Below are 14,832 nucleotides of genomic sequence, written 5' to 3'. Positions count from 1 at the left end.
CTGCGGTACGAATGCAGTCGTACAACACGTGGACGAAGGGATGCTCGTGCAGCAGCAGTCAGCTCGATCGGTCGCCGGGTTCTGGATCCTGGCCGCCATGCTCCTGGCGTCGGTCGCCTCGTCGGCCGTCCCGTCGCCGATCTACCCCGTCTACGCCGCCGAGTGGCACCTGACGCCGCTCATGCTCACCGGTGTCTTCGCCGTCTACGTCGCCGGGCTGCTCGCGAGCCTGCTCGTCGCCGGCCGCCTGTCCGACCACGTCGGCCGGAAGCCGGTGCTCGTCGTCGGCGGCCTCGGCGTCGCACTGTCGCTCGGGCTCTTCGCCGTCGCCGACGGCGTCCTCGCCCTGGTCGTCGACCGCATCGTGCAGGGCGTCTCCGTCGGGCTGCTCATCGGCGCGCTCGGCGCCGCCCTCATCGACAACTCGCTCGAGCGGCACCCCGCCCTGGCCGGCGTGCTCAACGGCGTCGTCCCGCCCGTCGCCCTGGCCACCGGAGCGATGGCGAGCGGCGCCCTGGTCGAGTGGGGCCCCGCGCCGGAGCAGCTCGTCTACCTGGTGTTCGGCGCGCTCCTGGTCCTGCTCGTCGTCGCCCTCGTCGTCGTCCCCGAACGCGTCGAGCGCCGCCCGGGGGCCCTGCGCTCCCTCCGCCCGACGATCAGCGTGCCGCGGTCGTCCCGCCGGCTGTTCCGCGGCGTCGCCGGATCGCTCGTCGCGAGCTGGGCACTCGGCGGCATGTTCCTGTCGCTCGTCCCCTCCGCACTCGGCGCGGTGTTCGGCATCACGAACCACTTCGCCGCCGGCGCGCTCATCGCCGTCGTCACCGGCACCGGTGCCCTCACCGGGCTCGCGATCCAGCGGATGGACACCCGACGCGCGGTGCTCCTCGGCCTCGTCGCCCTGGTCCTCGGTCCGGTCGTCACCGTCGCGTTCGTCGCAGCGCACTCCCTGCCGGGGCTCGTCGTCGGCAGCGCCATCGCCGGCGTCGGCTTCGGCGCCGGGTTCCAGGCACCGCTGCGGATGCTGCTCGCCACCGCAGCGACGACCCACCGCGCCGGACTGCTCTCCACCATCTACGTCGTGAGCTACCTGGCGTTCGGCGTGCCGGCCGTCATCGGCGGCCTGCTCGAGCCCGCCGTCGGCCTCGTCCCGGTGATCGCCGGGTACGGCGGTTTCATCGTGCTCGCCGCGGTCGTCGCCCTCGTGCTGCAACTCGTGTCGAAGGACACCGCCGCGGTCGAGGAACAGGCAGCCGAGGCCGTCGAACGCACCGCGACCGGGTCCGTGCGGGTCGCCGCCGAGTAGCGGCCTGGTAGCGGCCGAGTAGCGGCCGTACGTCGCGCCGGGTGTCAGTGCCCGGGACGGGCCGGCTTCGCGCCCCGACGCGGCACGCCCACGGTGCGCGCGGCACCGGTGTGCGCGGCATCGACGTCCGCCTTGCCGCGGTCGGCCGCGTCCCGCAGCCGCTTCGGTCCGTGCCGCTTCGCCCAGTCCCAGAACCGGTGCAGCTGGGTGCGGAGCCACGTGATGATCCGGTGGAAGAAGTGGAACTCGCTCGCCAGGATCGTCAGCCCGATGAAGACCACGAGCCAACCCGGGCCGGGCAGCGGCACGAGGACGAGCCCGATGATCACCACGAGCCCGCCGACGATGCCGACCAGCACCTTGTAGAACAGGTGCACGTGCGGCCGCGCGTGGATCCAGGTCCGCATGTCGTGGAACCACTGGAACCGCTGGCGCTGCGCACCGTCGCCCTGCGCCTCGGCAGGTCCGGCGTTGGGGTCGGCGTCCATGCGGAAACGGTAGGGCGCGCGGCTGGGAATCAGCGGCGCGCGCGGTGGACGGATGGTGCGCCGGCCGGGAGGCACGGGGCGGGGCCGCCGCGCGCCTCCCGGCCGGCAGGTGGTCGCCGCTACCGGGTCGTCGTCACGCGTGCGCGACGCAGGTCGCCGCCCACGGCACGGCCGCCAGACGGGCCTCGGGGATCGGTTCCCCGCCGACGGCGCACCGGCCGTAGGTCCCTGCTTCGAGACGGGCGAGCGCGGCGTCCACGAGGCGGATGCGTTCACGGGCGTCGTCGCGCACGGCGCCGAGCGACCCGCGCTCCCACGCGAGCGTCGCGCCCTCGGGGTCGTGCTCGTCGTCGGAGTTCGCGTCCTGCCGGGCGTCGCTGACGTCCCGCATGCTCCGCTCGACGTCGGCGAGCAGGCGCTCGTTCCGGGAGCGCTCGGCGGTCAGGGCGGCGCGGGGGTCCTCCATGTCGCACACCGTAGTCGCCGGCGGGTCGGCCGGCTGGCGACGCGGCTGCGGAATGGTCCGCATCTCGGATGCGTTCGCATCGACATGACGAAGATCGGGTTCCTGTCGTTCGGCCACTGGCGCGACGTCCCGGGTTCCAGGGTGCGCAGCGGCCGCGAGGCCCTCGTGCAGGCGATCGACCTCGCGGTCGCCGCCGAGGAGTCCGGCGTCGACGGCGCGTACTTCCGCGTGCACCACTTCGCACCGCAGCAGGCGGCGCCGTTCCCGCTCCTGTCCGCCATCGCCGCGAGGACGAGCCGCATCGAGATCGGCACCGGCGTCATCGACATGCGGTACGAGAACCCGCTGTACATGGCGGAGGAAGCCGCGGCCACCGACCTCATCTCCGGCGGACGCCTGCAGCTCGGCGTCTCCCGGGGGTCACCCGAGACCGCCCTCGCCGGCTACGAGCAGTTCGGGTACGTGCCGGACGCGTCGGACACGAACGGCGGCGACCTCGCCCGGTCGCACACGAACGTCTTCCGACGTGCGATCGCCGGCGAGCCGATGGCGAACGCTAACCCGCAGATGACCGGCATGGCCGGGTCGCTGCCGATCTCCCCGCTCTCCGACTCGCTCGGCGACCGCATCTGGTGGGGCGCCGGCACCCGCGCGACGGCCGAGTGGACGGCCGAGCAGGGCATGAACCTGATGTCCTCGACCCTGCTGACCGAGGACACCGGCGTACCGTTCGACGAGCTGCAGGCCGAGCAGATCGCCCGCTTCCGCAGCACCTGGGCGGACATGGGGTGGGAGCGCACGCCGCGGGTCTCCGTGTCGCGCAGCATCATCCCGATCACCGACGACGAGTCGCGGCACTACTTCGGCGTCCGCGCGCAGGTCGAGGGGCAGGACCAGGTCGGGCACCTCGACGGCGGGCTCGCACGCTTCGGTCGCTCCTACATCGGCGAGCCCGAGCAGCTCGTCGCCGAGCTCGCCGCGGACCGGGCGGTCCGCGAGGCGGACACCGTCCTCGTCACGGTGCCGAACCAGCTCGGCGTCGACTTCAACGCCCGGCTGCTCGCCGCGGTGAAGGACGTCATGAACGAGGTGGACGCGGCGCCCGTCCCCGCCTGACGGCCTCGGGGCGTCAGGCGGTGCGCGTCGCCGTCGGCCACACGAGCCGGAACCGTTCGCACACGACCGGCATGTCCGGCTCGAAGCCGCGCGGGTTCTCGGAGTGCGCTCGCCAGTAGGCCTCGTGCTCCCGCCGCCACCACCCCAGTGTGCGGTCTCCTTCGCCCTCGGCGCGGGCGTGGTCCTCGTCGACCTCGTCGAACGGGACCACCCGCACGTCGCTGACCTCGATGACCGCGCGCGGGGCGCCGGCGCCGTCGAGGACGACGGCGAGGTCCCCGACCGCCGGCAGCGCCTCGTCGGCGGCCTCGTAGTCCCAGAGCGACGACGCCGTGCCGTCCTTCGTGCCGTCGAGCACCAGTGCGAGCAGGTCGTCGGCCTGCTCCGGCGTCGCCCCGAACGCCCAGGACTCGGGAACGGTGCTCGGCAGGCCCGGCACCTCGTCACCTCGGCGGGCCCAGAACTCGTCGAGCGGTGTCGTGGTCATCCCCCGACGGTAGTGCAGCCGGTCTGTCCTCCGTTGTGCTGACACCCGCGCTGGGACTGGGGAGCGCGCGCTCGTCCTCGTAGCCTCGTGGGGCATCGACTTCCCCCGCACCACGAGGAGGACCCGTGACCCTTCCGGCCGCAGGCTGGTTCCCGGACCCGCAGGACGCCAGCCGCCTGCGTTGGTGGGACGGTCACGCCTGGGGTGACGCCACGCGGGTGCTGCCGAACCAGCCGGAGCCCGTCGCTCCGGTCGTCGTCGCCGCGGCCGGGCCGTCGTTCTCGGTGCACACGGGGTCGTTCGGGGTCCGTGCGTGGGCGTCCGGCGTGCAGGACCGCCGCTTCTGCGTGTTCACGATCGTCGCGGTGTTCTTCGCCCTGCTGTCCGTCCGCGTGAACCCGATCGGTGTGAGCAGTGTGCTCGCACTCGTGTCCGGTGTCGTCGGGATCGTGCGCCCCGGCGCGACCGGCCCCTGGCGGGTGCTGGCCAGGAGCATCGCGGCGAGCGCCGTCGTCGTCGCCGTGGCCACCGCAGCGGTCGCGGCCTCGACGCAGCTGCACCTCTTCTGACCCGCGGGTACCGCCACCGAGCGACTTCGTGAGCAGGAATGGTCGCGTCCGCCACGCGAACCCGACCATTCCTGCTCACCGAGCGAACGACCGGCCGGACGCCCCAGACCGACCGCCCCCTACCGCCGCGCCCGCGGGTGCGCCGTCTGGTACACGTCCCGCAGCATGTCGGCGGTGACCATCGTGTAGATCTGCGTCGTCGCGACGCTCGCGTGGCCGAGCAGTTCCTGCACGACGCGCACGTCAGCACCGCCCTCGAGCAGGTGCGTCGCGAACGAGTGCCGGAAGGTGTGCGGGGACACGTGCGCCTCGAGGTCCGCCGCGGCAGCGGCCGCCTGGATCACGAGCCAGGCGCTCTGCCGCGACAGCCGGGCGCCGCGCGCGCCGAGGAACAGCGCCGGTGTCGAGGCACCGCGTGCCGCGAACACCGGTCGCGCCCGCACCAGGTAGGCGTCGACCGCCGCCCGGGCGAAGCTGCCGAGCGGCACGACGCGCTGCTTGTTGCCCTTGCCGGTGACCTTGACCACGGAGAGCTCGCCACCGGCGTCCGACAGGGTCGTGACGTCGTCGACGGACAGCCCCACCGCTTCGGAGATGCGCGCGCCGGTGGCGTAGAGCAGCTCGAGCAGTGCCTTGTCCCGCAGTTGCACCGGGTCGTCGGCGTCCGCCGAGACGGCGCCGAGCAGCCGTTCCATGTCCTCGACCGAGATCGCCTTCGGCAGGCGCATCGGGGCCTTCGGCGGTCGGACCGCGGTGCCGGGGTCGAGCGGCAGCCAGCCCTCCCCCGCGGCGAACGCCGTGAACGACCGCACCGAGCTGAGCATGCGGGCGATCGACCGCGGTGCGAGCGGCCCCGACGGTCGGGTCGCCAGGTGCGTCACGAACGCCGAGACGTCCGCGCGCGCCAGCCGGGCGACGTCCTCGACCACGGAGGCTCCGCCGGCCCGGTCCGCCCCGTCGGACGCCACGACCGGGGCGGTCGCCAGCCACGAGGCGAACACCTCGAGGTCCCGCCGGTACGCCGACAGGGTGTGCTGTGAGAGTCCCCGTTCGATGGCGACGTGCCGCAGGTACGTCTCCACGGCGCGGTCGAGGGGCGTCGCCCCCGCTGATGCCCCGGCGGTCAATGCAGCGCTGCGTCGGGTGCGCCCACCCGGAACCCGGTGAACGTCACGGTCAGGCCGGCACGCGTCGGCGCCGCGCAGAGCAGGCCCACCGTCACGTCGGCCCCCGGGTCGAGGTACGCGACCCGGACCAGCCGCGCAGACTCCCCCGCCGCCCAGGCCCGCACGGTCACGGCGTCGCCGTCGCGGCTGACCCGCACCGTCACGGTCCGTCCGACCCACTCCGGCACCGGGGCCACCGACCAGTCCGAGGTCCCCCGCGTGACGACGGCACCGAGCTGCGGCGTCCCGTCCGAGACCTCGACCCCGGCCTTGATCCAGCGCTGTCCGTCGACCCGCAGGAACAGCCCCGCCTGGTCGAACTGCTCCGTGTAGTCGAGGACGAACGACGCCTCGGCCGAGAACGGGCCGTCGACCGCCTGCAGCAGCGCGTGCTCGGAGTCGTGCACGAACCCGTACGAGGTGGTCCGCCAGGCGTCGCTGCCCTCGACGGCGGTCACGCGCAGGACCTCGCCGTCGAGCGTCACCGCAGCCGGCTCGTTCGTCCACCGCCCCTGGTCGACCAGCGCAGCGAGGGTCATCCGGCGCGCCGTTCGAGCGCGTCCACCGCCAGCACGGCCACGACCAGCCCGGAGTTGTGCAGCCGACCGTCGAGGATCGCCGCCACGAGCTCGGCCCGCGGCACCCACCGCTTCACGATGTCGGCCTCCTCGGCCTCGCGCTCGAAGGCGGTCGCCGTGAGCCGGACACCGCGCGCGCGGTACACCTGCAGGAACTCGTTGCTGCCGCCCGACGAGGTGTTGTACCGGACCAGCGGCTCCCACTCGTCCGCCTCGAGGTCGGCTTCCTCCGCCAGCTCGCGCTGCGCGGCGGTCAGGTGCTCCTCGCCCTCCATGTCGAGCAGCCCGGCGGGCAGCTCCCAGTCCCGTACCCGCACGGGGTGACGGTACTGCTGGATGACGAGCACGCGCCCTTCGTCGTCCTCGGCGTATACCGCGACGGCACCGGTGTGGTCGATGTACTCCCGCACCATCGAGTCGTCGTGGTACGCGATCGCGTCACGCCGGACGTCCCACACGGCACCCTCGTACACGACGGAGGATTCGGTGACCTCGAAGGAGGCCGGCTCGTCAGCGATCGGTGCGTCAGTCACGCAACCATCCAAGCACGCGCCCCTCGCGGAACCAGGTTCCGGACACAGCACCGCGTCGTTCCGCGGTTCCGTGTCCGGAACCAGGTGCCGTGGTCGCGACCGACGGGAGGCGCGGTGCCAGCTGGCACCGCGCCTCCCGTCCGAGACCACTCGCGTTACGCGACCTGCTCCTCGGTCTGCGGGTCGAACAGGCTGGACGCCTCGTGGCGCTCGATCGCGGCCGCGACGAGCCCCGCGAACAGCGGGTGCGCGTCGGTCGGGCGCGAGCGGAGCTCCGGGTGCGCCTGCGTCGCGATGTAGAACGGGTGCACGTCGCGCGGGAGCTCGACGTACTCGACCAGGGTGCCGTCCGGCGACGTCCCCGAGAACACGAGGCCGGCCGCGGCGATCTGGTCGCGGTACTTGTTGCTCACCTCGTAGCGGTGGCGGTGCCGCTCGGAGGCCTCCGGCGCACCGTACAGCTCCGCCGCGAGCGAGCCTTCGGTGAACGATGCCGGGTAGAGGCCGAGGCGCATCGTGCCGCCCATGTCGCCGCCCGCGATGATGTCGACCTGCTCAGCCATCGTCGCGATGACCGGGGTCGAGGTCTCCGGGTCGAACTCGGTGCTCGATGCGTCGGTCAGGCCGGCCTCGTGCCGGGCGTACTCGATGACCATGCACTGCAGGCCGAGGCACAGCCCGAGCGTCGGGATGCCCTGCTCGCGGGCGAACTGCAGCGCGCCGAGCTTGCCCTCGATGCCGCGCACGCCGAACCCACCGGGGACGCAGATGCCGTCGACGTCGCCGAGCTGCTTCGCCGCACCCTCGGGCGTGGTGCAGTCGTCGGACACGACCCACTTCAGCGTGACCTTCGCGTCGTGCGCGAAGCCGCCCGCACGGAGCGCCTCGGTCACCGACAGGTAGGCGTCCGGCAGGTCGATGTACTTGCCGACCAGGGCGATCGTGACGTCCTTCTTCGGCTCGTGCACGGCACGGAGCACCGGGGTCCACGCGGTCCAGTCGACCGGACCGGCGTCGAGCCCGAGCGCGTCGACGATGACCTGGTCGAGGCCCTGGTTGTTCAGCAGCGTCGGCAGGTCGTAGATCGAGGGGACGTCCACCGCGTTCACCACGGCGTCCTCGTCGACGTCGCACATCAGCGCGATCTTGCGCTTGTTCGAGTCCGACACCGGGCGGTCGCTGCGCAGGACCAGCGCGTCCGGCTGGATGCCGATCGAGCGGAGCGCCGCGACGGAGTGCTGCGTCGGCTTCGTCTTCTGCTCGCCCGAGGCGTTCATGAACGGCACCAGCGAGACGTGCACGAAGAACACGTTGTTGCGGCCGAGCTCGTGCCGCACCTGGCGGGCGGACTCGATGAAGGGCTGCGACTCGATGTCTCCGACGGTGCCACCGACCTCGGTGATGATGACGTCGACCTGCGGGTCGTTCTGCGCCTGCTCACGCATCCGGCGCTTGATCTCGTCGGTGATGTGCGGGATGACCTGCACCGTGTCGCCGAGGTACTCGCCGCGACGCTCCTTGGCGATCACCGTCGAGTACACCTGACCGGTCGTGACGTTCGCCGACTGCGACAGGTTGATGTCGAGGAAGCGCTCGTAGTGCCCGATGTCGAGGTCCGTCTCCGCACCGTCGTCGGTCACGAAGACCTCGCCGTGCTGGAACGGGTTCATGGTGCCCGGGTCCACGTTGAGGTACGGGTCGAGCTTCTGCATGACGACCTTGAGGCCGCGCGCAGTGAGGAGGTTGCCGAGGCTGGCTGCCGTCAGGCCCTTGCCGAGAGACGAGACGACCCCGCCGGTCACGAAGATCTGCTTCGTCACCTTCGGGGTCGCGTTCGAAGAATTGGTACCGCCGCTGAGAGTGTCCGCCACGGGATTCCATCGTACGTCAGAACTGCCGGGAGGCGCGACCTCCGTTCGCAGTGGGCGTTGCGCGGACGGGTGGCCGGGTCGGCGTCGCACGGAGCGAGCTGGCACGGCGCGGGTCGAGCGCACCCGTCGTACGAGGCCAGCTGGCACGACCGAGGGTGACCGCCGCCGCTCCACGGGGCGAGCGCGCGCGATGGTCGGTGGGCTCGCCCGGAAGCGATCAGGACGTGCGAGTCGGGCTCGACCCGCGCCTCCAGGCCGGTCCCGTGCCGGTCAGGCGCGCTGACCGGCCACGTCGAGCAGTTCGCGTGCGTGCTCGATGCCGCTCGCGCTGTCTCCGAGACCCGAGAGCAACCGGGCCATCTCCTGCAGCCGGTCCTCGCCCTCGAGCCGCCGCACGCTCGACGACGTCACCGCACCGCTGGCGTCCTTCACGACGTTGAGGTGGTTGTTCGCGAACGCCGCGACCTGGGCCAGGTGCGTGACGACGATGACCTGGGTGCGCTCGGCGAGCTTCGCCAGCCGTCGTCCGATCTCGATCGCCGCCGCTCCACCGACTCCGGCGTCGACCTCGTCGAAGACGAACGTCGGCACCGTCGTGCTGCCGGCCATGACGACCTCGATCGCGAGCATCACCCGCGACAGCTCCCCACCGGAGGCCCCCTTGCCGATCGGCCGCGGGTCGGTGCCGGAGTGCGGCTGGAGCAGGATCGACACCTGGTCGCGGCCGTGGCGCCGGTACTCGCCGGCGTCGGTGACCTCGACGACCAGCGTCGCCCCTGCCATGGCCAGCGTCTTCAGCTCGGTCGTGACCCGCTTCGCCAGGTCCGTGGCGGCCTTCGTGCGCGCCGTGGTGAGCGCGCCGGCAGCATCGGCGAGGGCCTGCTCGTCCTGCTCCACCGCACCCTGCAGTGCCGCGATGCGGTCGTCGTCGCCGTCGAGCTCGAGCAGTCGGTCGCTCGCCCGTTGTCCGTACGCGATGACGTCGTCGATGGTCTCGCCGTACTTGCGGGTGAGCCCGGCGAGCAGCGCCCGCCGCTCGTTGATGACCTCGAGGTCGTGTCCGGCGTCCGGTTCCAGCGACCCGAGGTAGCTCGAGATGCTCGCAGAGGTCTCCGACGCCTGGATGCCGAGTTCGGTCAGCTGCTCGAGCACGGGCTGCAGCGCGGCGTCCGATGCGACCACGCGCTCCACCGCCCGTCGTGCGGACTCGACCAGGCCGATGACGTCCGAGACGCCGTCGAGTGACTCGCTCGACAGGGCCTCGTGCGCGAGGGCCGCGGACAGGCGGAGCTCCTCGAGGTTCCCGAGTCGGTCGGCACGTTCGCCGAGCTCGACGTCCTCGCCGGGTTGGGGGTCGACCGCCTCGATCTCGTCCGAGGCGGCACGGATGCGCTCGGCCTCGGCCACCCGGTCGTCGCGGTCACGCGTCAGGGTCTCGAGCTCGGCGGCGTGCGCCTGCCAGGCGTCGTAGGCGACGACGTAGCGCCGCAGGGCCTTCTCGAGGGAGGCACCCCCGAAGCCGTCGAGCGCCGCACGCTGCGCGGTGGCGGAGGTCAGCCGGATCTGATCGGACTGGCCGTGCACGGTCACGAGCTGGTCGGCGAGCTCACCGAGCACCGCGACGGGAGCACTCCGGCCTCCGACCGTCGCCCGGCTGCGGCCCTCGGCCGACACCGTGCGGGTGAGGATGAGCTCGCCGTCCTCGACCGCGCCGCCGGCGTCCTCGACACGCTCGGCGACGGCGGCGTGGTCGGGGACGTTCCACCGGCCCTCGACGATCGCGCTCGACGCACCGCGCCGCACGGACGCGGCATCGGCGCGGGAACCGAGCAGCAGCCCGAGCGCCGTGACGATCATGGTCTTGCCGGCGCCGGTCTCACCGGTGACGACCGTGAACCCGGGACCGAGTTCGAGCGTCGTCTCACCGATGACCCCGAGGTCGCGGATCGCGATCTCCTCGATCATCGGTCCTCCTGGTCGGTCGTCGCGGATGCGGTGACAGGGCGTCCCACACGGGTCACAGGAGGTCACCGTCCTCGTCGTCGGACTGCGGCCCGCGCCACCCGGCGACCGGCAGCTGGAACTTGGCGACCAGGCGGTCGGTGAACGGGGCGTCCTTCAGTCGGGCGACCCGGACGGGGTCCGGGGACCGTCGGACCTCGACCCGCGCGCCCGGGGGCAGGTCGTGCGTGCGGCGCCCGTCGCACCAGAGGACACCGACGCCGCTGGTGCGCCGGAGCACCTCGATGGCGAGCGTGCAGTCAGGGCCGACCACGATGGGTCGGGCGAACAGGGCGTGCGCGCTGAGGGGCACCATGAGCAGGGCGTCGACGTCCGGCCAGACGATCGGGCCGCCGCCGGAGAACGAGTACGCCGTCGAGCCGGTCGGCGTGGAGACCACCACACCGTCGCAGCCGAACGAGGACAGGGGACGACCGTCGACCTCGGTGACGACCTCGAGCATGCGCTCACGCGACGCCTTCTCGATGGTGGCCTCGTTGAGGGCCCAGCTCGAGTAGACGACCTGGTTGCCGACGACGACGTCGACCTGGAGCGTGACGCGCTCCTCGACGTGGTACTCACCGGAGAGCGCGCGTTCGACGGTCTCGGCGAGGGCGTCCCGCTCGCTCTCGGCCAGGAAGCCGACGTGGCCGAGGTTCACCCCGACGAGGGGCGGGCGGGTGTCGCGCACGAGTTCCGCAGCGCGCAGGATCGTGCCGTCGCCGCCGAGCACGATGACGATCTCGAGCTGGTCCGCCTGCACGTCGACGCCGAGGATGTCGACCTGTCCGACCGAGGCCTCGGCACGCCGGATGTCGGCGTACTCGTCGAAGGGCATGACGGGGTTGAGGCCGGCCGCGTGCAGGAGGTCGCAGACCTCGACGGCAGCGTCGATCGAGTCACGGCGGCCCGTGTGGCTCACGAGCAGGATGTGCCGGTCCTCGGTCATGCGGTCCCCTCTGTCAGTTCGGTCGCTCGGAGGATCCATTCTGTCGGATTGCCCCCGACACCGCGCTGGAAGTGCGCGAGGTACTCGTGGTTGCCGTGCGTCCCGATGATGGGCGACGCCGCCAGACCGGAGGTGCCGAGGCCGAGGTCCCACGCCGCCCAGAGCACGTTCATCAGCGCGTCGTGCCGCAGGCCGGGGTCGTGCACGATGCCTTCGCGCACACCGGTGCGTCCGACCTCGAACTGCGGCTTCACGAGCAGGACGAACTCGTCCGCCGGGACCGCCTCGACGAGTGCGGGCAGCACGAGCCGGAGCGAGATGAAGGAGAGGTCGCCGACGACCAGCGAGGTCTCGGGCGCCGTGGCGTCGAGCGCGGTGTAGTCCGCCGCGGTGAGGTTCCGGGCGTTCGTGCCCTCGACGACGACGACCCGCTCGTCGAGCGCCACCGAGGGGTGCAGCTGCCCGTGCCCGACGTCGAGCGCGATGACCCGACGGGCCCCTCGTGCCAGGAGCACCTGGGTGAAGCCGCCCGTGCTCGCCCCGACGTCGAGCACCACACGACCCGACGGGTCGACCACGAAGGCGTCGAGCGCGCCGACGAGCTTGCGCGCCGCACGGGACACCCACTCGTCCACGACGTCGACGACCAGTTCGGCGTCCGGCGTCACCGGGGTCGAGGCCTTCACGACGGGGTGGCCGTCGACCGTGACACGGCCGTCCTGGACGAGCTTCGTCGCAGCCGTGCGACTGCGGGCGAGCCCGCGCATCGCGAGCAGTGCGTCGAGGCGGACCGGGGTCGCGTCGGGTACGGCGCCGTCCGGCTCAGGCACGCGCGGTGCCACCGGTCTCGAGCCGGGTCCGGAGTTCGTCGTGCAGGGCCGAGAACGCGTCGGCGCGCTGCTCGAGCGGCAGCGACTCGGCCGTCGCGGTCCGAGCGGCGAAGTCGTCCTGCTCGTCCTGCTCGACGTGCTCGACGTCCTCGACTGCGGACGACTGCTCGGGGTTCGGCACGTCCGACACGCTACTCGCCGCCGTACAGCTGCGGGTCGACGTCGAGGCCGTAGATCGCCAGGCCCGACTCCCAGATCAGGGTCGCCCCGGCGCGGAGCCGGTCGATCGCCGTCCCCGCGTCGAGGACCCGCACCACGTGCCCACGCATGGCCACGGTGGCACTGCCCATCGTCACGTACCGCGTGCCGTCCTCGTCCTCGCGGCGGACGGTCACCGGGTACGGCGCCGACAGACCCCTCAGGTCCTGCAGGACGAACGTCGGACGCGACCGCTGGTCGGCCGCGAGCACCTGCTTGGCCTGGTCGATGCCCGTGAGCACGAGGACGCTGGGGATCCCCGCGTCGTTCGCGCCCTTGATGTCGGTGTCCAGGCGGTCGCCGATGAAGATCGTCCGGCCGCTGCCGAAGCGCTGCACGGCGGCGTCGAAGATCGGGCGCTCCGGCTTGCCGGCCACGACGGGCATCCGCCCCACGGCCTGGTGCACGGCGGACACGAGCGTGCCGTTGCCCGGCGCGATGCCGCGCTCGACCGGGATCGACCAGTCCATGTTCGTCGCGACCCACGGCACGTCCGGGTCGGCGAGGGCGAAGGACGCCTCGGCCAGTTCCTTCCAGCCGAGGTCCGGCGAGAAGCCCTGGATGACGGCCGCAGGGGCGTCCTCGGCGCTCGATGTCACGGTGAACCCGGCCGCCTCGACGATGCTCGACAGACCGATGCCGCCCGTGACGAGCACGGTCGCCCCGGCCGGTACGAGCGTCGACAGCAGCTGGACCCCCGCCTGCGACGACGTGACGACGTCGTCCTCGGACACCTCGAGCCCGTAGCGCTCCAGGTGCTCCGCGACGTCGACGGGTCGCCGCGAGGCGTTGTTCGTGATGTACCCGACGCGAGCGGTCAACGACGCGCGGGTCAGGGCCTCGACCGCGTGCGGGATCGCGTTCCGCCCGCGGTACACGACACCGTCGAGGTCGGTGAGGACGACGTCCACACCGTCCGTCGGCGGCCTCGGGGTGTCAGCCGGCTGCGGAGCCGTCGACGTCGCGGGGGTTGTCGTCGTCGATCTCGCCGAGGTCGTCGTCGGGGTCGTCGACGTCGTCGAGCTGGTCGGTGTCGTCGAGGCCGCTGACACCGGCTGTGGGCTCGTCGACGCGCTCAGCGTCGGCTCCGGGCCCGTCGTCCCTGGGTTCTTCGACCTCGATCGTTTCCTCGACCACATCAACAGTCTCCCATGCGTTCTCGTCGGCGATCTCGGACAGGGCCTGGGCGGCGCGATCGACCCGCGCCCACCATTCGTCGGCCTCGTCCTGGCGACCGAGCTCCTCGAGCGTGGCCGCGTAAGCACTGTAGAGCGCCGGCGACCAGGTGTAGGCCGTCGACGGGTCGAGCTGTGGAATCTCCAGCTCGCCGAGGGCGGCTGTGGGATTCCCGAGGTCCAACCGGGCGCCGGACATCGCGATCGCGAGTTCGACCTGCACCGGCGTCTCGAGCGCCGACCGTTCGACGGACCGACCGAGCTCGAGCGCACGTTCCGGACGCCCGAGGCCGCGCTCGCAGTCCACCATCATCGGCAGCTGGTCGTTGCGGCCCGAGATCCGTCGGTACGTCCGGAGCTCGCGGAGCGCCGTGGCGAAGTCGCCCAAGCGGTACGCGGTGATCGCTGCGGTCTCACGGACCACACCGACACGGCCGGCACGGCGCGCTGCGCTCAAGGCGTGCTGGTTCGCCGTCTCGGGGTCGTCGTCGACGAACATCGCCGCGGCCACGAGGTGGCGGGCGACCCAGTCCGCGTTGTCCTTGCTCAGGGTCTTCAGCTCCATGCGGGCTGCCGGGTCGAGGTCGCGCGCCTGGATCTCCTCGGGGATCTCCGGGTCGTCGTGGCGCGGGCGGATCGACTTCGTGCCGTACGGGTCGCGGTCCTCCCAGTCGTCCCGCGCAGCCTCGCCGAAGCGGGCACCGGCATGGCGGGTGCCGTCGCCGAAGCGGCGACGATCCTCACCGCCGTCGCGGCGCGGGCGGTCGGACGAGCCACCGCCGTAGGACGGACGGTCACCGTCACGACGCGGACGGTCGGATGAGCCACCGCCGTAGGACGGCCGGTCACCGTCACGACGCGGACGATCAGAGGACCCCCCGCGGTACGACGGACGGTCACCGTCACGAGACGGACGGTCAGACGAGCCACCACGGTAGGACGGACGGTCACCGTCACGACGCGGGCGGTCGGACGAGCCACCGCCGTACGACGGACGGTCACCGTCACGACGCGGGCGATCGGACGAGCCACCACGGTAGGA

At 72.3% G+C, this 14,832-nt stretch carries 16 protein-coding genes; 3 read left to right on the top strand and 13 right to left on the bottom strand.

Annotated elements, in window-relative coordinates:
• The first annotated feature begins 46 nt into the window (after positions 1-46).
• Positions 47-1,303 carry an MFS transporter gene (locus tag BIU97_RS11855; RefSeq protein ID WP_254782980.1) on the top strand — a complete coding sequence of 419 codons (1,257 nt, stop codon included), beginning with the start codon at positions 47-49 and terminating at the stop codon, positions 1,301-1,303.
• A 44-nt stretch (positions 1,304-1,347) separates the two neighbouring features.
• Here BIU97_RS11855 and BIU97_RS11850 read toward each other — a convergent pair whose 3' ends face one another.
• Together BIU97_RS11850 and BIU97_RS11845 are read right to left on the bottom strand one after the other, a co-directional pair.
• Positions 1,348-1,791, bottom strand: a complete 444-nt coding sequence (locus BIU97_RS11850) for a TIGR02611 family protein (protein WP_071297748.1) — start codon at positions 1,789-1,791, stop codon at positions 1,348-1,350.
• Between the two features lie 133 nt (positions 1,792-1,924).
• On the bottom strand, positions 1,925-2,257 hold the full coding sequence (locus tag BIU97_RS11845) for a TraR/DksA family transcriptional regulator (protein ID WP_071297907.1): 333 nt from the start codon (positions 2,255-2,257) through the stop codon (positions 1,925-1,927).
• An 84-nt stretch (positions 2,258-2,341) separates the two neighbouring features.
• On the opposite strand from BIU97_RS11845, the gene BIU97_RS11840 reads away from it, so the two are divergent.
• On the top strand, positions 2,342-3,373 hold the full coding sequence (locus BIU97_RS11840) for an LLM class flavin-dependent oxidoreductase (protein ID WP_175472438.1): 1,032 nt from the start codon (positions 2,342-2,344) through the stop codon (positions 3,371-3,373).
• Between the two features lie 13 nt (positions 3,374-3,386).
• Here BIU97_RS11840 and BIU97_RS11835 read toward each other — a convergent pair whose 3' ends face one another.
• A complete protein-coding gene (locus BIU97_RS11835) occupies positions 3,387-3,860 on the bottom strand; it encodes an ASCH domain-containing protein (protein WP_071297747.1) in 474 nt (157 codons plus the stop codon).
• A 125-nt stretch (positions 3,861-3,985) separates the two neighbouring features.
• Here BIU97_RS11835 and BIU97_RS11830 point away from each other — a divergent pair, with 125 nt between their 5' ends.
• A complete protein-coding gene (locus BIU97_RS11830; RefSeq protein WP_071297746.1) occupies positions 3,986-4,429 on the top strand; it encodes a DUF2510 domain-containing protein in 444 nt (147 codons plus the stop codon).
• Between the two features lie 119 nt (positions 4,430-4,548).
• Here the strand turns inward: BIU97_RS11830 and BIU97_RS11825 are convergent, their stop codons facing one another.
• From BIU97_RS11825 to BIU97_RS18370, 10 genes are all read right to left on the bottom strand, one after another.
• The gene (locus BIU97_RS11825) at positions 4,549-5,556 is read right to left on the bottom strand and encodes a site-specific tyrosine recombinase XerD (RefSeq protein ID WP_071297745.1); all 1,008 of its coding nucleotides are present in this window, start codon (positions 5,554-5,556) and stop codon (positions 4,549-4,551) included.
• On the bottom strand, positions 5,553-6,134 hold the full coding sequence (locus BIU97_RS11820; RefSeq protein WP_071297744.1) for a DUF1349 domain-containing protein: 582 nt from the start codon (positions 6,132-6,134) through the stop codon (positions 5,553-5,555). Before BIU97_RS11820 ends, BIU97_RS11825 begins: the two co-directional genes overlap by 4 nt.
• Complete coding sequence (locus BIU97_RS11815) at positions 6,131-6,706, bottom strand: NUDIX domain-containing protein (protein WP_071297743.1); 576 nt, start codon at positions 6,704-6,706, stop codon at positions 6,131-6,133. Before BIU97_RS11815 ends, BIU97_RS11820 begins: the two co-directional genes overlap by 4 nt.
• Positions 6,707-6,861: 155 nt before the next feature.
• Positions 6,862-8,577: a CTP synthase gene (locus tag BIU97_RS11810; RefSeq protein ID WP_071297742.1), complete on the bottom strand. Its 1,716-nt coding sequence runs from the start codon at positions 8,575-8,577 to the stop codon at positions 6,862-6,864.
• Positions 8,578-8,847: 270 nt separating this feature from the next.
• On the bottom strand, positions 8,848-10,542 hold the full coding sequence (recN, locus tag BIU97_RS11805; RefSeq protein ID WP_071262993.1) for a DNA repair protein RecN: 1,695 nt from the start codon (positions 10,540-10,542) through the stop codon (positions 8,848-8,850).
• A gap of 52 nt (positions 10,543-10,594) precedes the next feature.
• Entirely contained in the window at positions 10,595-11,527 is a 933-nt protein-coding gene (locus BIU97_RS11800; protein WP_071297741.1) for an NAD kinase, read from the bottom strand.
• Positions 11,524-12,357, bottom strand: coding sequence for a TlyA family RNA methyltransferase (locus BIU97_RS11795; RefSeq protein WP_083420944.1), 834 nt, complete (start codon positions 12,355-12,357; stop codon positions 11,524-11,526). The genes BIU97_RS11800 and BIU97_RS11795 overlap by 4 nt, the downstream gene beginning before the upstream one ends.
• Complete coding sequence (locus tag BIU97_RS11790; RefSeq protein WP_139196018.1) at positions 12,350-12,538, bottom strand: hypothetical protein; 189 nt, start codon at positions 12,536-12,538, stop codon at positions 12,350-12,352. Before BIU97_RS11790 ends, BIU97_RS11795 begins: the two co-directional genes overlap by 8 nt.
• Before the next feature lie 10 nt (positions 12,539-12,548).
• Positions 12,549-13,526, bottom strand: a complete 978-nt coding sequence (locus BIU97_RS11785) for an HAD-IIA family hydrolase (protein WP_071297739.1) — start codon at positions 13,524-13,526, stop codon at positions 12,549-12,551.
• A 25-nt stretch (positions 13,527-13,551) separates the two neighbouring features.
• Positions 13,552-14,832 (bottom strand): hypothetical protein (locus BIU97_RS18370; RefSeq protein WP_083420903.1); only part of this gene is annotated, 1,281 nt, incomplete at its 5' end.

The organism is Curtobacterium sp. MCBA15_009 (assembly GCF_001864895.1).
In the GTDB taxonomy this organism is placed as follows: Bacteria; Actinomycetota; Actinomycetes; order Actinomycetales; family Microbacteriaceae; genus Curtobacterium.
Note: the sequence above shows the minus strand (reverse complement) of the source record. Positions and strands in the feature narration are given on the sequence as shown.